Raw genomic sequence first — 21,152 nt, 5'->3', positions numbered from 1 at the left:
ATGCCTTGGCATTCATGTAACAGAAAGAGACGCGGGGGAAAGCCGTTTGACGTCTGCGACAGTTCGTCGTTGTCAGGTGCGGCCTCCTTTCATAAGCTGCGTCAACGTTGAAGCGAACGGAGAAACGGATGACGATGTTTGGATTACCTAAGGCTGTGGCAGTCGCCATCGTTGCCACGAGCTTGGCATCGCATGCGGCAGCGCAAGAAGTTCAGACAAAGCAGTATGATGACGGTGGTATCTACGAAGGCACCTTCGTTGATGGTAAACAGGACGGCACCGGCACATATCGCCTGCCCAACGGGTATGAATATACCGGCCAGTGGGTTGCAGGCGAAATTCGCGGCGAAGGCATCGCCACGTTCCCCAACGGCTCGGTCTATGAAGGATCGTTTGTTGCAGGCAAACCAGAGGGCCAGGGGCGAATCACATTTGCAGATGGCGGCACATTTGAAGGCGAATGGGTCGACGGAAACATCACTGGGCAAGGAATCGCCGAATACGCCAATGGCGTGATTTACGAAGGCGCGTTCCGCAATGCACGCCACCACGGTACAGGCACGATGACCAGCCCGGGTGGCTATATCTACGAAGGTGCTTGGCTGAACGGCGAAAAGGAAGGTGAGGGCAAGATCACCTATCCTGATGGCGCGATCTACGAAGGCACACTGAAAGCAGGCGAACGCGATGGCACCGGCACGCTGACCATGGCCGATGGTTTGGTTTACAGTGGCGCCTGGGTTGATGGCCAAATCCAGGGTATCGGTACACTCTCACAGCCAAATGGCGATGTCTACGAAGGCGCATTGGTCAACGGCCGCCGTGAGGGTGAGGGTCTGGTAACCTATGCCAATGCCGACACCTACGAAGGCACTTTTTTGAACGATCGCCGTCATGGCACCGGCACATTCCGCGGTACAGACGGCTATGTCTATGTTGGCTCTTGGGTCGAAGGTAAGATCGAAGGCGAGGGCGAGGTCACCTACCCTGACGGCTCTGTTTATGTTGGTCAGTTCATGAACGACCTGGCCAATGGCACTGGCAAGATCACCTATCCTGATGGCTCGACCTACGAAGGCGCATGGGAAGCAGGCGTGATCAATGGCGTTGGTGTCGCGACATATGTGAACGGCCTTGTTTACGAAGGCGAGTTCCTGAACGCTAAGAACCACGGTCAAGGTAAGATGACTTATGCTGATGGTTACGTCTATGAAGGCCAGTGGTCTGAAGGGCAACGCAATGGTTTAGGTCGAGCGGTCTATGCTGATGGCACCATCTATGTCGGTGAATTCCTCAACGGGCAACGCAATGGCGATGGTGAGATCACGCTGCCTGACGGCTTCAACTATGTCGGCCAGTGGCAGGACGGTGAAATCAGCGGCGAAGGCCTTGCGACCTATGCCAACGGTGACGTCTACGAGGGCAACTTCGTGCGTGGCCGCCGTGAAGGCGAAGGGACCATGCGTTATGCTACAGGACAAGAGAGCATTGGCATCTGGTCAGATGGTGCGTTGGTGTCAGAGACGACGAAGAGCGAATAAACAAGTATAGTGTGCGTTTTAAGAAGGTGGCTGTTCAGCCAGCTTCTTTCGCTTTAAGTTTCTAAACCAACTCGCCCGCGTCCATACGCTGTAGAAAATCGTTAGCTTCCCTAAGAACCGCCTCTTTCCGTACATCATCCATACGATCCCAAACCCGGTACATATTGCCCATACGTGGATTCCCTGAAAATCGTGCGCGGTGCCGATCCAAAAAATGCCAATAGAGCAGGTTGAACGGGCAAGCATTTTCGCCGGTTTTGTCCTGCACACGGTAAGTACAAGTTCCGCAATAGTCGGACATTTTGTGGATATAGTTGCCAGAAGAGATGTAGGGCTTAGAAGCAACAATCCCATTGTCGGCAAATTGGCTCATCCCGATCACGTTGGGCGCTTCGACCCATTCGTATGCATCTGCATAGACGGCCAGATACCACCCGTGAACCTCTGCGGGCGCGATACCGGCCAGCAATGCGAAGTTGCCTGTAACCATCAGGCGCTGGATGTGATGCGCATAGGCCTCTGCCTTGGTTTGGTCCACAGATTTATCCATGCAGTTCATTTTGGTCTCACTGCCCCAGTACATCGCAGGCAGCTTGCGGTCATGGCCAAGCGCATTGCGTGTCGTGTAGCCCGGCCCTTCACGGAAATAGATGCCACGCACATATTCGCGCCAGCCGATGATCTGCCGAATGAATCCTTCGACAGCATTCAAAGGGGCATGGCCATCGTAGTAAGCCTGTTCTGCTTTCTGGCAAACCTCAAGCGGGTCCAATAAACCTGCATTGATGTAAAGCCCGATGACCGCGTGATAAAGGAAGCGATTGTCGTTGATCATCGCATCCTGAAAATCCCCAAACTTTGGCAGGCCACCTGTTAACCAATGTGCAAGGTGTTGGCGCGCCTGATCAGTATCTGTCGCAAACCAAAACGGCGTCAGATCGCCAAAGTTCTCGGCAAAGCGCCTGCCGACCAGCATCAGCACCTCTTGCACTGCTTCATCCGGCGCAAACCGCATTGGTCCGGGATAATCAACTTGGTCCGGTGCAGGCTTACGATTGTCATGGTCGTAGTTCCACTTGCCGCCTTCCGGCTTATCACCGTCCATCAACAGGCCGGTCTTACGCCGCATATCGCGATAGAAATACTCCATCCGCAGTTGTTTGCGACCCTTAGCCCAATCGTCAAACTCCTGATGGGTCGCGATAAAGCGGGTATCGGGCAAACTGTGGGTTTTGAGAGGCATAGCGCCCAAAGCCTCAATTAAGCGCCATTCGCCTGGCTCGGTGTAAACCACGCCTGAGGCATCATATTCGGCGGCCCGACGGATCAATTCTCCGGCAATCGACCCGGTGTTCGCTTGATCATCCAGTTTGGTGTAAGCTACTACCCAACCCTCTTTGCGCAACTTGTCAGCAAACTTGCGCATGGCTGAGAAGGTAAATGCAATCTTCTTGGGATGGTGCGGTACATAGCTAGCCTCATCCGCCACCTCTGCCATGACCACTATGTCGGTCGCCTTATCCGTTTTGAGAAGGGCCGAAAGGCCTGACGAAAGCTGATCACCCAGAACCAGAACCAACCTCACCAGACAATCTCTTGCCCGGCATAGTCATAGAACCCGCCGGTCTGCTCGGGCTTTAGCTTGGCTATAACGCCCAGCATGTTCGCCGCTGCCTCATCTGCAGGAACAGTCTTGTGACGCCCGGCATAGTTTTGCGTGAAGGGCGTTTCGACCGTACCGGGATGCATTGACACACAGATTGACTGTTTATGCGACCGGCCCAACTCAATCGCGGCGCCACGGACAATCTGGTTCAGCGCGGCTTTAGACGCGCGATAAGAATGCCAGCCGCCGATTTTGTTATCCCCAATGGATCCGACGCGGGCTGACAGGGTCGCCACTACACCGCGTTTGTCTTTCGGCAAAAGACGGGCCACATGCTGCAGGATCAGGGCGGGACCAATCGTGTTCACAGCAAACACCCGCGTCATATCTTCGGGCTTGATTGCGGAAAGTGCTTTTTCAGGTGTTCCCCAGAGCGGTGCCAAGATCCCCACCGCGACAAAGATCAAATCAAAGCTGCCAATCTGGTGTGACATACAGCGTTCAACAGATGCCGGATTCGCCACGTCAAACCCGTCCACGGACCGCGACAGTGGCACGACCTCCCACCGGTCCTTGCTCAATCGCTGTGTCACAGCCGACCCGATGCCGCCGCTTGCCCCAATCACCAATGCTCGCATGAATGTCTCCTGTGAATGGCTGACAGGTAGGGCCTCCATTGTCCCAGACAAGGTGGCTGGCACGCGCATTTGTCCTGGCCAAAAAACTCTGTAGCGGCACGCATTACACCTTTTCAACAACTTCGTGAGCGCTATAGTGCGGCTCATGATGATGTGCGCACATACGACTTCGACAGCCTCCAAGGGGCTGCTTTCGCGCGACATCCTACTCCTTAGCTGCCTCTGAGCGTGCCTGTCGGCGCGACCGCTCAGAGGGTGAAACGCGCCATGACAAGCTAAGGACCAAAGGAATACAAGAATGACCAGATCGAACGAAGTGTTGATATTCGACACCACCCTGCGCGATGGCGAGCAGTCGCCCGGCGCGACCATGACCCACAACGAGAAACTGGAAATCGCCGAGATGCTGGACGACATGGGCGTCGACATCATCGAAGCGGGGTTTCCCATCGCCTCTGAAGGTGATTTTCAAGCGGTCAGCGAGATTGCCAAGCTGGCACAGTCAGCCACCATATGTGGTCTCTCCCGCGCCAACTACAAAGACATCGACCGCTGCTGGGAAGCTGTAAAGCACGCCAAGTCACCACGCATCCATACCTTCATCGGCACCTCGCCTCTGCACCGGGCCATCCCGAACCTGAACATGGACGAAATGGCCGAGCGGATCCACGACACCGTGACCCACGCCCGCAACCTCTGCGACAATGTCCAATGGTCGCCGATGGACGCGACGCGGACCGAGTGGGATTACCTGTGTCGTGTTGTTGAAATCGCGATCAAAGCGGGTGCGACGACGATTAATATTCCGGATACGGTGGGGTATACCGCCCCGGTTGAAAGTGCCGATCTGATCCGCAATCTGATTGCGACTGTGCCTGGTGCGGATGAGGTGATCTTTGCGACCCACTGCCACAATGACCTTGGCATGGCGACCGCAAACTCGCTGGCCGCCGTCGAAGGGGGTGCGCGTCAGATCGAGTGTACGATCAACGGGCTGGGCGAACGGGCCGGGAATACCGCACTGGAAGAGGTCGTCATGGCGCTGAAGGTGCGCCGCGATATCATGCCTTACACCACCAAAATCGACACGCGCAAGATCATGAATATCTCGCGCCGGGTCGCGACGGTTTCTGGCTTTGCCGTGCAGTTCAACAAAGCCATCGTTGGCAAGAACGCCTTCGCACACGAAAGCGGCATCCACCAGGATGGGATGCTGAAGAACCGCGAAACTTTTGAGGTGATGAAGCCCGAGGATGTGGGTCTGTCAGGAACCTCCCTGCCCTTGGGCAAACACTCTGGCAGGGCCGCGTTGCGCGCCAAGCTGAACGAGCTGGGTTTTGATCTGGCGGACAATCAGTTGAACGATGTCTTCGTCCGGTTCAAAGATCTGGCCGACCGCAAAAAAGAAGTTTTTGATGACGACCTAATGGCCTTGGTCACGCAAAATAACGCCGAGGACGACCGTCTGAGATTGAAATCCCTGCGCGTGGTTTGTGGCACGGATGGTCCGCAAAAGGCCGACATGGTGATGGAGGTTGACGGCGCCGATGTTGAAACATCGGCCACGGGTGACGGGCCTGTAGATGCCACTTTCAATGCGGTCAAAGCCCTCTTCCCTCATGGCGCACGCCTGCAACTCTATCAGGTGAGTGCGGTGACCGAGGGGACCGATGCGCAAGCGACCGTTTCCGTCCGGATGGAAGAAGACGGGCGTATCGCAACCGGCCAATCCGCCGACACCGACACGGTTGTGGCGAGCGCCAAGGCATACATCAACGCGCTGAACCGCCTGCTGGTGCGCCGTGAACAATCCGAGCCCGGCTATGATGTCAAAGGTGTCAGCTACAAGGACACCTAAAGCATCTGATACGACTCAGTCTGAAAGCGGCGATCCATGCCTTTGGGTTGCCGCTTTTCATTTGGGTCGAGGCGCCGTGACAGGAGAGTGACACTCCAACAGCCAGGATAGTTGAAAAAGTGTAATTACTTTCCAAATCGGTCGGCGGATAAGCAGTCTGAAAAGCAGAAAAGTATAAGCAGCAAATTGCCGCCGCGTTTCCATTCAGCAGGGGTTCTATCCCCAGACCACTAGCTCTATAACCAAATGAAACCCGCGAAGCAGGGCATTCGCGGAAAAGGGACACTGGGATTGGGAAGGCCACGGGCATGGCAGGCTTCGGCGGATTGTTTTCTTCGGACATGGCGATTGATCTAGGGACGGCGAACACGCTGGTCTATGTGAAGGGCAAAGGCATCATTTTGTCCGAACCCTCGGTCGTCGCCTACCACGTCAAAGAAGGCGTAAAGAAGGTCTTGGCCGTAGGGGAAGATGCTAAACTGATGTTGGGCCGGACCCCCGGCAGCATCGAGGCGATCCGTCCGATGCGCGACGGTGTCATCGCCGACTTTGATACCGCTGAAGAGATGATCAAACACTTTATCCGCAAAGTGCACCGCCGGTCGACATTCTCGAAACCTAAGATCATTGTTTGCGTTCCACACGGTGCAACCCCGGTTGAGAAACGTGCAATCCGTCAATCGGTGCTGTCCGCAGGTGCACGACGCGCAGGTTTGATTGCCGAGCCAATCGCAGCGGCTATCGGTGCTGGCATGCCGATTACGGACCCAACGGGCAACATGGTCGTCGACATCGGTGGTGGCACAACTGAGGTTGCTGTCTTGTCACTGGGTGACATCGTGTATGCCCGCTCGGTCCGCGTTGGTGGCGACCGTATGGATGAGGCGATCATCAACTATCTGCGCCGTCAACATAACCTGCTGATCGGTGAAAGCACGGCTGAGCGGATCAAGACGTCCATTGGTACCGCACGTATGCCCGACGATGGCCGTGGCCAGTCAATGCACATTCGGGGCCGCGACCTGCTGAATGGCGTGCCCAAGGAAACCGAGATCAGCCAAGCGCAAGTTGCTGAGGCTTTGGCCGAACCCGTGCAACAAATCTGCGAGGCCGTGATGACTGCGCTGGAAGCAACCCCGCCAGACTTGGCAGCGGACATTGTGGACCGTGGTGTCATGCTCACCGGGGGCGGTGCCCTTTTGGGTCAGCTTGATCTGGCGCTGCGCGAACAGACGGGTTTGGCGATTTCGGTGGCCGACGAGTCACTCAATTGTGTAGCCTTGGGGACAGGCCGCGCACTGGAATATGAAAAACAGCTGCGGCATGTGATAGACTACGACAGCTAATACCAACGCGAGGGAACATCCGCCCTTGGCACGTGACAAGAACAGCGAAGATTTCGTCGGCCCGATCCGCAGATTGCTGGTCGGGGTTTTGGTATTGGCACTGTTGGGTTTGTTTCTGGTTTGGCGCATCGACAGCCCGCGTGTCGAGCGATTGCGGGCAGCGGCGGTTGATGCCGTCGTCCCCTCCTTTGATTGGGCGATGGCACCGATCACCGGGGCGGCAAATCTGATCAGTGACTTTCAAAGCTACCAACAATTGCGCGCGCAGAACCAAGATTTGCGCCGCGAGTTGCAGCAGATGAAGGCCTGGAAAGAAGCCGCCCTGCAATTGGAGCAGGAGAACGCAAAACTGCTTGACCTCAACAACGTGAGCCTTGATCCCCAACTCACCGTTGTAACGGGCGTTGTCGTGACCGACAGCGGGTCACCATTCCGTCAGTCTGTCTTGATCAATGTCGGCGCACGCGACGGCATCATCGACGGTTGGCCGACGATGGATGCCATCGGTCTGGTAGGGCGTGTCGCGGGCGTGGGCCAGAATACCAGCCGCGTCATGCTACTGACCGACACATCCAGCCGCATACCGGTCACAATCCAACCGTCAGGGCAGAAGGCCATTCTGGCGGGCGATAACTCACTCAACCCGCCGCTGGAATTTCTTGAAGATACAGCGCTTGTGCGACCGGGCGACCGGGTTGTGTCATCTGGCGACGGTGGCGTGTTTCCGGCAGATCTGTTGGTCGGGCAGGTCGCGTTGGACACCGACGATCGACTTCGGGTGCGTTTAGCAGCCGACTATCAGCGGCTCGAGTTCTTGCGCGTTCTGCGTTCGCAACCTCATGAAGACATCGCAGATCCCAACAACCTGCTGACACCCGAGGCAGAGTTCTTTGGCCCCGCCGGGATCAATCCAACCTCGGTCCGCGCTTTGGAGCTAACTGATGGCTGAGCGGATGGACCGGAAAACTTGGATGCAAGGCGGCGTTTTTCTGGCGTTAGCATTCATGCTGATCGTCATTGATCTTGTGCCACTGGACATGCGCCCCTCACTTTGGGCTTTTCCTGACTTGCTGTTAGCGGCGACCTTGGTATGGGTCGTGCGCAAACCAACATATGTTCCTGTGGCTGTGATCGCGCTGCTGTTTCTCATGACGGACTTCTTGTTCATGCGTCCCCCGGGTCTGTGGGCGGCACTGGTTGTAATCCTGAGTGAAATCTTGCGCCGCCGACATCGCGAATTTCGCAATATGCCTTTGCTGGTGGAATGGGGCACGGTTGCATTTGGGATACTCTCCATTACGGTCATCAATCGTCTTGTGCTGGCCGTCGTCATGTCGCCACAAGCGCCTTTGGCACTGACATTGATCGAGATGATTGCGACAATCCTTGTTTACCCCGTCGTATTGCTTGTCGCCCATTTCATCTTTGGCGTATCGCGCACATCACCCGGAGAGATCGGCAGTAAAGGGCAAATCCTGTGAAGCGGCCCCCAAAGGATATCATTGCAAGCGCACGCACGATCAGCCGCCGTGCTTTGGTTATGGGCGGTGCCCAACTTGGTGTCATCGGTGCGCTGGGGTGGCGCCTGCAATCCATGCAGGTCGAGCAGGCCGATCAGTTCCGCCTGCTTGCCGAAGAAAACCGGATCAACATCCGCCTGTTGCCCCCGGCGCGCGGGCTCATTTTTGACCGCAACGGCATCGCAATTGCGGACAACGAACAGAACTATCGCGTCGTCATGGTACGTGAAGACGCCTAAGCGACGTTGGGGAGGTCCTCGCCAAGCTGACCGAGATTGTCGACATTGACCCCAGCGATCTGTCGCGCGCCATGGAGGAAATGCAGCGACGGTCGCCTTTTGTGCCTGTCACCATCGCAGACCGCCTGTCTTGGGAGGACGTTGCCGAGATCAACCTTAACACCCCTGCCCTGCCCGGCATTCAGGCTGAGGTGGGGCTGAGCCGCGTCTACCCCTGGGGTGCCGATCTGGCTCATGTCGTTGGATACGTCGGCCCGGTCAGTGACTATGACCTCGGCCGCATTGATGACCCCGACCCATTGCTGCAAATCCCCAAGTTCCAGATCGGCAAGACCGGTGCAGAAAACAAGCTTGAGCGGACCTTGCGAGGCAGCGCTGGTACCCGCCGCATCGAGGTAAACGCCGCCGGTCGGATCATGCGTGAATTGGACCGGCAGGAAGGTGATCCTGGCAAGGACATTCAGCTAACGCTGGATAGTCGTCTGCAAAGCTATGTGCAGGCCCGACTGGATGGCGAATCCGCTGGTGCGGTTGTTATTGATCTTGAGAACGGCGATCTGCGCGCCATCGCCTCTGCCCCGGCATTTGACCCCAATCTCTTTGTACGCGGGATATCTGTACCGGATTGGACCGCGTTGAACGAAGACAAATACCGCCCGCTGGCGGCAAAGGCTGTGCAAGGGACATATCCCCCCGGATCAACTTTCAAGATGGTCACGGTCATGGCCGCGATGGAGGCCGGACTCGTGACCCCGGATGAGACAGTGTATTGCCCCGGCTTCACGGATGTCTTCAACATCCGCTTCCACTGCTGGAAACGGGGCGGGCATGGCAACATGGACCTGCATGAGAGCCTCAAGCAAAGCTGCGATTGCTACTATTATGAGATCGCCCAGCGTGTTGGCATCGACAAGATGGCCGAGATGGCACGCAAACTGGGGTTGGGGGTGCGTCATGATCTGCCGCTATCAGCCGTCGCTGAAGGGTTAGCGCCAGACAAGGAATGGAAGGCCCGTGTACGGGGTGAGGAGTGGCGTATTGGTGATACGGTCAACGCCTCGATCGGGCAGGGCTATGTGCTGACCTCGCCTCTGCAACTGGCCGTTATGACCGCGCGGATTGCAACAGGCCGCACCGTGACTCCGCGTCTGATCCGGTTAATCGACGGCGTCGAGCAACCGACAGGTCTGGGCGAAAGTCTGGGGATCAATGAAAACACCCTGCGCCGCATTCGCGCCTCGATGGAGGATGTCTGCAACCATCGTCGTGGCACCGCCTATGGATCGCGGATCATAGATGATGCCCACAAGATGGCCGGGAAAACGGGAACCAGCCAGGTGCGCCGCATTACCCCCGAAGAGCGCGCCGCCGGTGTGACAAAAAACGAAGACCTGCCTTGGGAACGCCGGGATCACGCACTGTTTGTGGGTTACGCACCTTATGACAACCCGCGCTATGCGGTTTCTGTTGTGGTCGAACATGGCGGCGGCGGATCACGGGCGGCGGCACCCATCGCACGCGATATCATCCTGCAAGCCCAATATGGCGGCCCACCTCCACTCGAAGCTTATCCAGCTGGCGTCCGCGACAAGATCACCGAACAGCAACGCCGCATCGCCGCGCGTGTGCCGCCCGGTGCCAAGGGGCGCAGCCGCGCATGAGCTATCTTGAGTATAATACGAAGTATGTGCCGACCGGATTACGCAAGGTACTGCACCTGCATTGGCCAATTATCTTACTGCTTATCGCCGTAGCCTCTGCCGGTTTTTTGATGCTTTATTCTGTTGCTGGTGGCTCTATGACCCCCTGGGTCGAACCGCAGATGGAACGTTTTGTGCTTGGCATGGTGCTGATGATCATCGTCGCAATGGTCCCCATCTGGTTTTGGCGGAACATGGCGTTTCTTGCATATGGGGGATCGCTACTCTTGCTTTTGGGCGTCGAATTTTTTGGCGAGGTGCGCATGGGTGCACAGCGCTGGATCGACATCGGTTTTATGCGTTTGCAACCATCTGAGCTGACCAAGATCACATTGGTGATGTTTCTGGCAGCTTACTATGACTGGCTGCCCAACAAGAAAACATCGCACCCACTGTGGGTGGCTTTACCTGTTTTGTTCATCCTTGCGCCGACAATGCTGGTGCTCAATCAACCCGACCTTGGGACGGCGTTGTTGCTACTGATCGGTGGCGCGTCAGTGATGTTTCTGGCAGGCGTGCATTGGGCCTACTTTGCAACTGTCGTTGGTGGCGGGATCGCCGCAATCGTTGCTGTTTTCCAAAGCCGCGGGACGCCCTGGCAGCTGCTCAAAGACTATCAGTATCGTCGCATTGATACGTTTCTGGATCCCGCCAATGACCCGCTGGGTGCCGGGTATCACATCACCCAAGCCAAGATTGCTTTGGGATCGGGCGGATGGACGGGCCGCGGGTTCATGCAAGGTACCCAGTCACGCCTGAACTTTCTGCCTGAAAAACACACTGACTTTATCTTTACGACGCTGGCGGAAGAGTTCGGCTTTATCGGCGCGTCTACCCTGCTCGCACTCTACTTGCTGATCGTCGTTTTCTGCATCATATCTGCGATGAGCAATCGCGACAGGTTCGCATCTTTGCTGACACTTGGTATCGCGATGACGTTCTTTCTTTTCTTTGCCGTGAATATGGCCATGGTCACCGGGCTTGCCCCGGTTGTCGGTGTCCCGTTGCCCCTGGTCAGCTATGGCGGATCAGCCATGCTGGTACTGCTGGTGGCCTTCGGTTTGGTTCAAAGCGCACATGTCCATAGGCCCCGCTGATGCTGAATATTCTCTTTTCCGCAAAACCTGCCGCGTGGGCAGAATATGAAGGTCCGCTCAACGCAGCCTTCGCCAAGGTAGGTCTTGCTGCACACCTTTCATTGGATCACGCGCCAGAGGATGTCGACTACATCATCTTTGCGCCAAACGGACCCGTGACCGATTTTCGCCCCTACACCAATACCAAAGCTGTGATGGGCCTATGGGCTGGGGTCGAGGCCATTGTCGACAATGAAACCCTAACCCAGCCGCTTTGCCGGTTGGTCGATGACAGCTTGACCAACGGTATGATTGAGTGGGTTACAGGACATACATTGCGCCATCATCTTGGCATGGATACGCATATCTTTGGCCAAGACGGCATTTGGCGAGACGAGAGTTTTCCGCCAGTGGCCGCCGATAGGCCTGTTACGATCCTTGGTATCGGGGCTTTGGGCGCTGCATGCGGGCAGGCGTTGCACGCGTTGGGGTTCCCCGTGACCGGGTGGAGCCGGAGTCCGAAAGACATTCCGAACATGCGTTGCCTGCATGGCACTGACGGACTGTACGAGGCGCTGACGGACGCACAGATTGTGATCTTGCTGCTACCGCAGACCCAAGAAACAGTGAACATACTGAATGCGGAAACACTATCACTGATGGCCAGCGGCGGCTTTGTCATCAACCCGGGTCGCGGACCGCTGATTGATGATGCCGCACTTCTGGCCGCACTTGAGAGCGGTCAAATTGCACATGCGACGCTTGATGTGTTCCGCCAAGAGCCCTTACCGCAGGACGATCCGTTCTGGGCGCACCCGCAAGTTACGGTGACCCCGCATATCGCGTCAACAACCCGGCCAGAAACGGCGGCAGACGTTATTGTCGAAAACATCAGCCGCGGCGAGGCGGGCGCACCGTTCCGCTTTATTGTTGACCGCAGGCGCGGCTACTAACGTAGTTTCGGCGGGCGTCCAGGGTCCATTCCCGGTGCGCCGGGTACATGCGGTGCTGCGGGTTCGGGCAGATCGAAGCGCAGGCCAACCTTGGCCAAATGCGCGGCCAGCGGGTCGCTCGCCCTGACAAAAAGCACGTCCATAACGCCAGCCTCGATACCCGAGAAGGTCAGCGCCTCGCTGGCCGCCGAGGCAAGCGCCTTTTCCGCACCTTCAACCGCATCAATGAAAGCCAGAACATGCCCGCGCGCGCCATCCTCATATGTCGCAGCCGCAAGATAGGCGAACCGCGCCATCCCAGCAGCAATGGCCAGCTTGCGATCCAACCCGGACACAACGGCCTCGGGCAAACCACCCGGTGCGGATACTTCGGTCAAACGTGCTTCAGTCTCATTCGGGCCGTGCGAAAGCGTCGCGACCAGCCAATCAACGGCCTCGGCCGGAACCAACATCGCTGATGGGGCGACCTCGAGGTTCAACGCCAGCCCGATCCCCTGCCCGGCCAGCATTTCCACCAACGCGCGCCCGGGAACGCCCGCATAGGGCGCGACACGACCCACAAACTGGGACAGCCGCTCTTCACGGTCAAAAACGAGGGTGAACTGCTGATCCTCGATTTCAAAGAGTTCGGGTGTGATCTGATCGCCTTCCGCCTCAGCCCCTAGCAGCAGGAAAAGTTCTGTATCCGCAAGCCGCTCGTAAAACCGCAAACGGGCCGCATCATCTTCTGGTGCCGCTTCCATCGCTGCATGGGCTTGGTCAAGGTCGGTCATCGTAAAGCGTCTTTCACTTGAGCGCGCAGTTGTGGCAGCAAATCCGCCGTGAACCACGGGTTTTTCTTAAGCCACCCGGTATTGCGCCACGACGGATGAGGCAAGGGAAAGACACGCGGTGCATGGTCGCGCCAATTGCGGACCGTTTCGGTCACACCCGCCCGATTGCCAAGATGCCAATGATGCGCATAGCCGCCCACAAGAACGGTCAAAGGCGGATCACCCAGCACATCCATCACCCGGGCGTGCCAAGTTTCGCCGCAAATCTTTGGCGGCGGCAGATCGGACCCTTTGGCATCATAGCCGGGGAAACAGAACGCCATCGGCACGATTGCAATCTGGCTGCGATCATAAAAAGTGGTGTCATCCAAGCCCAGCCAATCGCGCAGCCGGTCACCTGAACGATCCGTGAAAGGTCGCCCCGATTGGTGAACACGCAGTCCCGGTGCCTGCCCCGCAATCAGGACACGCGGCTTGCTCCTAAACCAGACTACTGGCCGTGGTTCATGGCGCGATACCGTTGCGGCAAAGCGGTTTGCGCAGATGCGGCAGGCTGATATCTCTTCTTGAACACCCATCAAGAAAAGGTCGCATAGGCATATGCGACTGTCACGCCCCTCTTTCGCGCTATAATCATGCCGCAATGTCCCATTATGGAAACGTGATGAAGCGTGTTAACACTTTGCCACTATAAGAAGATGTGCCCGATGATACGGGCCTGAGCGGGATTGAGATGTTAGAGTTTGCGGAAGTCAGCAAATCGTTTTGGACGGGCACCCAGCGCAAGGTAATCCTTGATCGTGCGTCTTTCCGCGTGGAGCTGGGAAACTCGCTGGGTATTCTTGCACCCAACGGGACAGGAAAGACAACACTGATCAATATGATGTCCGGGCTCGAAAAACCCGATGAGGGAACAATTCGGCGCGGCTGCCGCATTTCCTTCCCATTGGGGTTTATGGGGGGTACGGATCAGGCACTCTCCGCCATGGAGAACAGCCGTTTCATCGCCCGCCTTTACGGTCTTGATCCCGATTATGTCGAGGCGTTCTGCCGATGGCTTTGCGGTCTGGAAGAGTATTTTGACATGCCTTTGGGCACCTATTCCTCTGGCATGCGCGCGCGGTTTTCCTTTGCGCTTCTGCTCGCGCTCGATTTTGATATGTATCTGATCGACGAAGGTATGCCTGGTGCCACCGATGCAGAGTTCAACCGCAAAGCGGGCGAAATCCTGCGTGAACGTCTGGAAAAGGCTACCGTGATCATCGTATCCCATCAACCTGCCGTGCTTGAGCGCCTTGCCAAGACGGCGGCAGTGCTCAAAAATGGGCAACTGCATATGTTTGACACCTTGGAAGAGGCGCGCTTGCTGTATGACTACCAAACCCACAGTTAAAAAGTTCCGCATCCGGCGCAAGACGCCGGAGGAGCAAAAGCAGCCAGAGACCACTTCTGAAGCTGTAGAGGCCGCTCAGGAGCCGTCGCATGCCGAACAGATCGCAGCGATCAGCAAAGAAGGGCTGACCGGCCGTCAGTTGCGCATGGCGCGGCGCGTTGCGCTGAAAAATGGGTTTGAAGCATCCTCGGACTATGACGCGGTGCGCCAGTTGCGCGCGGCTGGGATTGACCCGTTTCAACGCAGCTCGGTTCTGGAACTGGTCAAACCGGACGCTGCCAAAATACCCGGACGGCAAGGCCGTATTCAACTGCCCGATACCCGCGCAGACGAAGCCATCTCGCTGCCATCGACGAACAATCGTGAGGCACTGAACCGCAACGCCGCTGAAATCCTGCAGATTCAGCGCGATATCGCAGCCCGGCGCAAGCGCAAGCTGGCCCTTCTGTTCACCCGCCTGTCTTTCTTTGTTTTCCTGCCGACATTCCTGATCGGTTGGTATTTCTACAACATCGCAACCCCGATGTACGCGACCAAGTCTGAAATCGTGATCCAGCAGGCGCAAGCCCAGGGCGGCGCGCCTCAGGGGCTTGCGACGCTGTTTCAGGGCACTTCAATCGCGACACAGCAAGACAGTATCGCTGTGCAATCCTATCTGGCATCGCGTGAGGCGATGTTACGATTGGACGGTGATCATGGATTCAAAACGCATTTCGCCAATGAAGACATCGATTCCATTCAGCGGCTAGAAGAAAATGCGACCAATGAACAGGCCTTTGATCTCTACACTGATCACGTCAAAATCAGCTATGATCCGACCGAAGGACTGATCCGGATGGAGGTCATCGCCGCCGATCCTGTTAAAAGCTATGAATTCTCACAAGCACTGATCAGTTACGCAGAGGAACAGGTTGACCAGCTGACCGGCCGCCTACGCGAAGATCAGATGCGTGGCGCCCTGCAAAGCTATGAAGAAGCCGAACAACGACGTGCTGACGCGCTGGCAACATGGCTCGCCATTCAGCAAGATGTGCGCCAAATCGACCCGCAAAGCGAAAGCACCGCGCGACTTGGACAAATCAACACGTTGGAAAGCGAAAAACAACGGCTGGAACTGGTTTTGCAATCGCGCCTGAATGTCGACCGCCCAAGTCAGGTGCAGGTGCAGTCCCTACGCGACCAGATCACCAATATTGATGCTTTGATCATGGAGTTGCGCGACCAGCTGGTTGGTGGCGCCGGTGAACAAGTATCCTTGGCCGCGCGGAACACAGAACTGCGCACAGCGGAAGAAAACTACACGTTCCAGACTGCGATGGTGCAGCAGGCGTTAATCCAGATGGAGACCGCACGTATTGAAGCGAACCGTCAGGTCCGCTACCTGTCGCAAAGCGTGCGCCCGGTCATTCCCGATCAGGCGACCTATCCACGCGCCTTTGAAAACACGATCCTGGCGTTTTTGATCTTCTCGGGTATCTACCTGATGGTCTCAATCACCGCTTCGATCCTTCGTGAACAGGTTAGTTCTTGATGCATACAGTCAGTATTGGTGAATTGGCGGTCAGTAATGACCTGCCCCTTTTGGTTATTGCGGGCCCTTGCCAGTTGGAGAGCCTTGACCACGCCCAGATGATCGCGGGAAAGATGGCCCAGGTCTGCGCAGCCCATGGCGCGCAATTCGTGTTCAAAGGATCATACGACAAGGCGAACCGTACCTCTTTGGGCGGCAAGCGCGGGCTTGGTATGGACAAAGGTCTAAAGGTGATGCAGGCCGTCAAAGACAGCATTGGCTGCCCCGTACTGACCGATGTTCACACACCTGAGCAATGTGAAACCGTGGCATCCGTATGTGACATCATGCAAATCCCCGCATTCTTGTGCCGCCAGACCGATCTGTTACTGGCCGCGGGCGAAACCGGCGCGGTCATCAACGTCAAAAAAGGTCAGTTTTTGGCCCCTTGGGACATGCCCAATGTCGTGTCCAAGATCGAAAGCACTGGCAACAAACGCATCCTTCTGACCGAGCGTGGTGCATCCTTCGGCTACAACACGCTTGTCGCCGACATGCGGTCACTGCCCACGATGGCACGCACCGGCTACCCTGTGGTCATGGACGCCACACATTCGGTCCAACAACCGGGTGGTATGGGTGGTTCATCTGGCGGGCAGCGTGAATTCGCGCCCGTGATGGCACGTGCTGCTGTATCCCTGGGCATCGCCGCGGTCTTTATTGAAACGCACGAAGACCCGGATCATGCGCCGTCTGACGGGCCGAACATGATCCCGCTGGAACAAATGGATGGGGTGATCAAAAGCCTGATGGATTTTGATGCGCTGGCAAAGGCTGACCCACTTCGCGTGTGACACGACCGTTTTGACTGCTATGCTACAGTATTACCTGACGGATTGATTTCATGCGCCTTTTAGTGACCTTCGCCCTGTTTCTGACGCTTGCCTTACCCGTCGCAGCGCAAGAGGCCAACGGAACAATTACCACAGAAAACTCTGCGCAGCAGGATGCAGCCATTGCGCTACGCATGCGCGAAATTCTGGGCGAGTTGGGAAACTACACCGACGTCAGTGTCACAGTGAACGAAGGCGTCGTTACCTTGCGGGGAACCACGGCATCTGCCGTCGAGGCTGCGGAACTTGACGCATTGGCGGTACGTATCGAAGGCGTCGTCGCCGTGCGCAATCAAGTCACTGAAACAACAGACATCGGGGAACGACTAAACCCGGCCATTGAACGGTTTCGCGCGCAGATCGACCAACTGATTGTTTTTCTCCCCCTCGCCCTGATCGCGGGGGTGGCCTTCGCAGTCGTTGTGTTTATTGGTTTTGTGCTCGCCCGTATGCGGCAACCGTGGGAACGCCTTGCCCCGAATACCTTTATCGCCGAGATTTACCGGCAGCTACTGCGCATCGCCTTTGTGATTTTCGGCATTGTGATCGCCCTGGATATCCTAAACGCCACAGCGCTGCTCAGCACGATCCTTGGGGCCGCAGGCATCATTGGTCTGGCTCTAGGTTTCGCTGTGCGCGACACAGTCGAAAACTTCATCGCCTCGGTCATGCTGTCGTTCCGCCAACCTTTCCGGCCCAACGATACCGTAGAGATCAACGGTGACATCGGAAAGGTTATCCGCCTGACCAGCCGTGCTACGATTCTGTTATCCTTCGATGGCAATCACATTCGCATCCCCAATGCGACAGTCTTCAAAAGCCGGATCATCAACTATACCCAAAACGCCGAGCGCCGGTTCATGTTCTCGGTCATGGTTGAACGGGACGCCGACCTGCAGGAAACCCGCGCCATGGTCGCCAAAACTGTGCAGAATCTGCCCTTTGTACTGGCCGAGCCCGCGGCACAAACATGGATCGAGGCGCTGCACCCTGCTGGGGTTGAACTGGTTGTCACTGGGTGGGTCGATCAAAATGAAACCTCAATCGTTCTGGGCAAGGGCGAAGCATTGCGTCAGGTAAAACTGGCTATCCAAGCCGCTGGTATTGTAATCCCCGATGCGACGCAGGCCATTCACTTGTCACGCGAGATTAAAACCATCGCGCAGGATCTGCACGAAAGCACGCAGGTAGAAACCGTCGATGCCACCGAAGATGCCGCTTTGGACCGGATCGTTGAAGCAGAGCGGCAAGAGGAAATCTCGCAAGACCTATTGCGCGAAGACAGCCTGAAAGAATAGGCCATTTCTTTGCAAAACAGGGCTTGAACCAATCCCACCTTCGCAGTATCTAGCCCCTCGCTGCTGGGATGTAGCCAAGTGGTAAGGCAACTGTTTTTGGTACAGTGTACCGTAGGTTCAGATCCTACCATCCCAGCCAGCGATTTTACCAAATATATCGTCCGGTATGAATTGCGACTTGTCCGGCTAGACATGCAACTTTTGTCGGGAAAGAACACAACTTCCACCGAATTTGACGGATTTTGGGTCAACTCTTCGCCTAGGTGGCTGGGTTCCCCGTTCCAAGAACTGCCCCCGATAAGTGGGGCCTATCCGACCTAGATTCGACACCCAAGGTCGGACACCGGACCTTAGCTACAGGAGCAAGGCTGACCAGCGGTTCGGCCATCTTGCGATAGACCAGTAGAACCGGGCGCCCCGTCTCTTCCATGGCGCGCTTGGCATCTTCGAACTCGAACTCGGTGCCGCTTTCATAGCGGCTGCCATCGGACCGGGTGATGTGCCCAGGCAGCCGCGTGCCCAGGCGCGACCACAGGATGCAAACGACGATATCCGTGACCGATGGCAGCTTGATCTGGTCCTGAAAGGTTGCTGTTAGGCCGACTCCAGCAAAGAAGTAACCGCGCCTTTGTTGCGTGGTGCTCTGGTTCCAAATCAGCCTAGTCGAGCTTCGAGGCTCGCCTTTACCAGTTCTTGGACATTGGCCTTTCGCCGTTCCACGCGGCGTTGCCACAGGGAAGATTGTAGGACTTCTGGACCTGTCGCGGTTTGATGCCGCTCCTTTGATAGCATTTATTGCAACAAAGGAGACGAACTATGGGACTGAAACGGACGGGCGAATTCCGTGCTGATGCGGTGCGGATTGCGCTGACGAGCGGGCTGAGCAGGAAGCAAGCGGCCTCTGATTTAGGTGTTGGCCTTTCGACCCTGAACAAGTGGGTCACAGCGCATCGTAACACCGAGATGGTATCTGACGAAGACCTCGACCTTGCCCGAGAGAATGAACGGCTTCGACGGGAGAACCGCATTCTCAAGGAGGAGAGCGAGATCTTAAAAAGGCAACGCAGTTCTTCGCGGGCCAAAAACCATGAGGTTTCGGTTCATCGAAGAACACCGCGGTGCGTTTTGCGCCAATCGGATGTGTTCCGTGCTGGATGTCAGTGAACGCGGTCTACGCGCTTATCGGAGCCGTCCGGCCAGCCAAAGGCAACGGACTGACATGGTCTGCTGGCTCATATCAAGGAGCAGTCTCGGCTCAGCCTAGGCAGTTATGGCCGTCCGCGGATGACCGAGGAGTTGAAGGAGTTGGGCCTGAACATTGGCCACCGCCGTGTCGGTCGTCTGATGCGTGAGAATGGCATCCGCATCGAACGGTCCAAGAAATACAAGGCGACTACCGACAGCAACCACGCCTTCAACATCGCGGCCAATCTGCTGGACCATGACTTCCACGCGGATGCACCCAATCAGAAATGGGCGGGCGATATCAGTTATGTGTGGACCCGCGAAGGATGGTTGTATTTGGCGGTGATCCTTGATCTGCATTCTCGGCGGGTGATCGGCTGGGCCGTTAGCAATCGGATGAAACGCGACCTCGCGATCCGGGCGTTGAAGATGGCTGTCGCGCTCCGGCAACCGCCGAAAGGCTGCATCCATCATGCGGATCGAGGCAGCCAATATTGCTCCCACGATTATCAGAAGCTACTGCGCCAGCATGGCTTCCAGGTATCGATGAGCGGCAAGGGCAACTGTTATGACAACTCAGCTGTGGAAACCTTCTTCAAAACGATCAAGGCAGAGCTGATCTGGCGCAGGTCATGGCAGACGCGGCGGGAAGCTGAAATCGCGATCTTCGAATACATCAATGGCTTCTACAATCCGCGCAGGAGACACTCAGCATTGGGCTGGAAAAGCCCCGTCGCTTTCGAAAGAAAAGTGGCCTAAAACGAGCACCGGGGGCGGCACAAAAGCGTGACAGGTCCAAACTGCACAGCATATGACGACTGGAGATGTCGCCATCGAGGTGGAAAAGGATGGTCCCTACCACGTAACTAATGTGTCGCTTGAGGCCGAGTTCAATGGAGCGGGTGCCAGCCGAACCAAGTACTCCCTCTGCCGCTGCGGTTTGTCCAAGAACAAGCCATTCTGTGACGGCTCTCACTACGACGCGAAGTGGTCTGATGACGACGCAAATCAGCCAGATTGACGAAGTCGCCTTTAGCGTCGTCTACGGTTCGGTCTCGGTCATGGCAGTGCTCATGGTCATGCGTTCTCCGATCGAAGACCCCGGGCCGCCATGCGGTTTTACTGTTTGGTACGGTTTTCGTGGTGGCTGTGGCCAAGGCCTATGCCGAAATCTGCGAACGGATGCTTGAATCGGGTAACGCGGCGACCTGGTCAGACGTAGATGCGGTTTGGCAACATAGCAGGACGGTTTTGCTGGCGGGCAATGGGCCGACCGTTGCATTCCTCTGCTCCGCGTTTGGCCTAATCAGCCCAGATAGAGCGTTGCTTGCAGCGCAACTGCTGGCAATTGGATTGCTGGGCTGGTTCGGAGGGCGTATCGGCTGGCGCGTCCGTGGCAGCGTGCCCAGTATGATCATCGCGCTGTTCTGACGGCTGGGCTAGGTCTGCTGATTACGACGCTCAAGTTTTTACTTCATTGAGCGAATACATGATGATTTGGGAGTGCAGTTGGCCGCAGTTGTTGCATAAGGTTCATGGATAACCACCAATTCGATCCCGCGAAGAACCGCCCAGAACGCAATCCCTGAACTTGCCGAAGGATTAAAGTGAATGTCCGCAATG

17 protein-coding genes, 1 tRNA gene and 2 pseudogenes are annotated in these 21,152 nt (G+C 56.5%); 16 read left to right on the top strand and 4 right to left on the bottom strand.

What is annotated here, in order from left to right; translation table 11 throughout:
• Positions 1-134 precede the first annotated feature (134 nt).
• Positions 135-1,541 (top strand): MORN repeat-containing protein, encoded by a 1,407-nt coding sequence (locus tag QTO30_RS18415; RefSeq protein ID WP_445327196.1) that lies wholly within the window; start codon positions 135-137, stop codon positions 1,539-1,541.
• Between the two features lie 61 nt (positions 1,542-1,602).
• Here QTO30_RS18415 and QTO30_RS18410 read toward each other — a convergent pair whose 3' ends face one another.
• Complete coding sequence (locus QTO30_RS18410) at positions 1,603-3,126, bottom strand: cryptochrome/photolyase family protein (protein WP_340425500.1); 1,524 nt, start codon at positions 3,124-3,126, stop codon at positions 1,603-1,605.
• On the bottom strand, positions 3,123-3,785 hold the full coding sequence (locus QTO30_RS18405; RefSeq protein WP_340425973.1) for an SDR family NAD(P)-dependent oxidoreductase: 663 nt from the start codon (positions 3,783-3,785) through the stop codon (positions 3,123-3,125). Before QTO30_RS18405 ends, QTO30_RS18410 begins: the two co-directional genes overlap by 4 nt.
• 298 nt (positions 3,786-4,083) lie before the next feature.
• Here QTO30_RS18405 and QTO30_RS18400 point away from each other — a divergent pair, with 298 nt between their 5' ends.
• From QTO30_RS18400 to QTO30_RS18370, 7 genes and pseudogenes are all read left to right on the top strand, one after another.
• Complete coding sequence (locus QTO30_RS18400) at positions 4,084-5,643, top strand: 2-isopropylmalate synthase (protein WP_340425499.1); 1,560 nt, start codon at positions 4,084-4,086, stop codon at positions 5,641-5,643.
• A 308-nt stretch (positions 5,644-5,951) separates the two neighbouring features.
• Positions 5,952-6,989 (top strand): rod shape-determining protein, encoded by a 1,038-nt coding sequence (locus QTO30_RS18395; protein WP_340425498.1) that lies wholly within the window; start codon positions 5,952-5,954, stop codon positions 6,987-6,989.
• Positions 6,990-7,014: 25 nt separating this feature from the next.
• The gene (mreC, locus tag QTO30_RS18390; RefSeq protein ID WP_340425497.1) at positions 7,015-7,938 is read left to right on the top strand and encodes a rod shape-determining protein MreC; all 924 of its coding nucleotides are present in this window, start codon (positions 7,015-7,017) and stop codon (positions 7,936-7,938) included.
• Entirely contained in the window at positions 7,931-8,470 is a 540-nt protein-coding gene (locus QTO30_RS18385) for a rod shape-determining protein MreD (protein WP_340425495.1), read from the top strand. The genes mreC and QTO30_RS18385 overlap by 8 nt, the downstream gene beginning before the upstream one ends.
• Positions 8,467-10,409: pseudogene (gene mrdA / locus QTO30_RS18380) on the top strand (penicillin-binding protein 2). The gene QTO30_RS18385 and the pseudogene mrdA overlap by 4 nt, the downstream one beginning before the upstream one ends.
• Complete coding sequence (gene rodA / locus QTO30_RS18375; RefSeq protein ID WP_340425494.1) at positions 10,406-11,545, top strand: rod shape-determining protein RodA; 1,140 nt, start codon at positions 10,406-10,408, stop codon at positions 11,543-11,545. Before mrdA ends, rodA begins: the two are co-directional and overlap by 4 nt.
• Positions 11,545-12,477 (top strand): 2-hydroxyacid dehydrogenase, encoded by a 933-nt coding sequence (locus QTO30_RS18370; protein WP_340425492.1) that lies wholly within the window; start codon positions 11,545-11,547, stop codon positions 12,475-12,477. Before rodA ends, QTO30_RS18370 begins: the two co-directional genes overlap by 1 nt.
• On the opposite strand, the gene QTO30_RS18365 is transcribed toward QTO30_RS18370, so the two are convergent.
• Both QTO30_RS18365 and QTO30_RS18360 read right to left on the bottom strand, forming a co-directional pair.
• Positions 12,474-13,250 (bottom strand): SseB family protein, encoded by a 777-nt coding sequence (locus QTO30_RS18365; protein ID WP_340425491.1) that lies wholly within the window; start codon positions 13,248-13,250, stop codon positions 12,474-12,476. The two genes, QTO30_RS18370 and QTO30_RS18365, sit on opposite strands and share 4 nt — an antisense overlap.
• A complete protein-coding gene (locus tag QTO30_RS18360; RefSeq protein ID WP_340425972.1) occupies positions 13,247-13,828 on the bottom strand; it encodes a uracil-DNA glycosylase family protein in 582 nt (193 codons plus the stop codon). Before QTO30_RS18360 ends, QTO30_RS18365 begins: the two co-directional genes overlap by 4 nt.
• A gap of 155 nt (positions 13,829-13,983) precedes the next feature.
• Between QTO30_RS18360 and QTO30_RS18355 the strand changes: the two genes are divergently transcribed.
• From QTO30_RS18355 to QTO30_RS18320, 8 genes and pseudogenes are all read left to right on the top strand, one after another.
• Positions 13,984-14,643, top strand: coding sequence for an ABC transporter ATP-binding protein (locus QTO30_RS18355; RefSeq protein ID WP_340425971.1), 660 nt, complete (start codon positions 13,984-13,986; stop codon positions 14,641-14,643).
• Positions 14,621-16,174, top strand: coding sequence for a capsule biosynthesis protein (locus tag QTO30_RS18350; RefSeq protein WP_340425490.1), 1,554 nt, complete (start codon positions 14,621-14,623; stop codon positions 16,172-16,174). The genes QTO30_RS18355 and QTO30_RS18350 overlap by 23 nt, the downstream gene beginning before the upstream one ends.
• The gene (gene kdsA / locus QTO30_RS18345) at positions 16,174-17,007 is read left to right on the top strand and encodes a 3-deoxy-8-phosphooctulonate synthase (protein WP_340425489.1); all 834 of its coding nucleotides are present in this window, start codon (positions 16,174-16,176) and stop codon (positions 17,005-17,007) included. Before QTO30_RS18350 ends, kdsA begins: the two co-directional genes overlap by 1 nt.
• Before the next feature lie 50 nt (positions 17,008-17,057).
• A complete protein-coding gene (locus QTO30_RS18340) occupies positions 17,058-18,344 on the top strand; it encodes a mechanosensitive ion channel domain-containing protein (RefSeq protein WP_340425488.1) in 1,287 nt (428 codons plus the stop codon).
• Between the two features lie 64 nt (positions 18,345-18,408).
• A tRNA-Gln gene (locus QTO30_RS18335) sits at positions 18,409-18,483 on the top strand.
• Positions 18,484-19,160: 677 nt separating this feature from the next.
• Positions 19,161-20,288, top strand: a pseudogene (locus tag QTO30_RS18330) (IS3 family transposase).
• A 52-nt stretch (positions 20,289-20,340) separates the two neighbouring features.
• Entirely contained in the window at positions 20,341-20,550 is a 210-nt protein-coding gene (locus tag QTO30_RS18325; RefSeq protein WP_340425487.1) for a CDGSH iron-sulfur domain-containing protein, read from the top strand.
• Between the two features lie 122 nt (positions 20,551-20,672).
• The gene (locus QTO30_RS18320) at positions 20,673-20,960 is read left to right on the top strand and encodes a hypothetical protein (RefSeq protein WP_340425486.1); all 288 of its coding nucleotides are present in this window, start codon (positions 20,673-20,675) and stop codon (positions 20,958-20,960) included.
• The last annotated feature ends 192 nt before the right edge of the window (positions 20,961-21,152 follow it).

It is taken from the genome of Yoonia sp. GPGPB17 (assembly GCF_037892195.1).
Classification (GTDB): domain Bacteria; phylum Pseudomonadota; class Alphaproteobacteria; order Rhodobacterales; family Rhodobacteraceae; genus Yoonia.
This window is presented reverse-complemented; position numbering and strand designations above follow the sequence as displayed.

Excerpts from the sequence above, each read along its gene's own strand:
- kdsA (WP_340425489.1), top strand. The coding sequence starts at position 16,174 with ATGCATACAGTCAGTATTGGTGAATTGGCGGTCAGTAATGACCTGCCC.
- QTO30_RS18405 (WP_340425973.1), bottom strand. The coding sequence starts at position 3,785 with ATGCGAGCATTGGTGATTGGGGCAAGCGGCGGCATCGGGTCGGCTGTG.
- QTO30_RS18395 (WP_340425498.1), top strand. The coding sequence starts at position 5,952 with ATGGCAGGCTTCGGCGGATTGTTTTCTTCGGACATGGCGATTGATCTA.
- QTO30_RS18325 (WP_340425487.1), top strand. The coding sequence starts at position 20,341 with ATGACGACTGGAGATGTCGCCATCGAGGTGGAAAAGGATGGTCCCTAC.
- QTO30_RS18385 (WP_340425495.1), top strand. The coding sequence starts at position 7,931 with ATGGCTGAGCGGATGGACCGGAAAACTTGGATGCAAGGCGGCGTTTTT.
- QTO30_RS18415 (WP_445327196.1), top strand. The coding sequence starts at position 135 with ATGTTTGGATTACCTAAGGCTGTGGCAGTCGCCATCGTTGCCACGAGC.
- QTO30_RS18340 (WP_340425488.1), top strand. The coding sequence starts at position 17,058 with ATGCGCCTTTTAGTGACCTTCGCCCTGTTTCTGACGCTTGCCTTACCC.
- QTO30_RS18400 (WP_340425499.1), top strand. The coding sequence starts at position 4,084 with ATGACCAGATCGAACGAAGTGTTGATATTCGACACCACCCTGCGCGAT.
- rodA (WP_340425494.1), top strand. The coding sequence starts at position 10,406 with ATGAGCTATCTTGAGTATAATACGAAGTATGTGCCGACCGGATTACGC.
- QTO30_RS18370 (WP_340425492.1), top strand. The coding sequence starts at position 11,545 with ATGCTGAATATTCTCTTTTCCGCAAAACCTGCCGCGTGGGCAGAATAT.
- QTO30_RS18355 (WP_340425971.1), top strand. The coding sequence starts at position 13,984 with ATGTTAGAGTTTGCGGAAGTCAGCAAATCGTTTTGGACGGGCACCCAG.
- QTO30_RS18350 (WP_340425490.1), top strand. The coding sequence starts at position 14,621 with ATGACTACCAAACCCACAGTTAAAAAGTTCCGCATCCGGCGCAAGACG.
- QTO30_RS18360 (WP_340425972.1), bottom strand. The coding sequence starts at position 13,828 with ATGGGTGTTCAAGAAGAGATATCAGCCTGCCGCATCTGCGCAAACCGC.
- QTO30_RS18365 (WP_340425491.1), bottom strand. The coding sequence starts at position 13,250 with ATGACCGACCTTGACCAAGCCCATGCAGCGATGGAAGCGGCACCAGAA.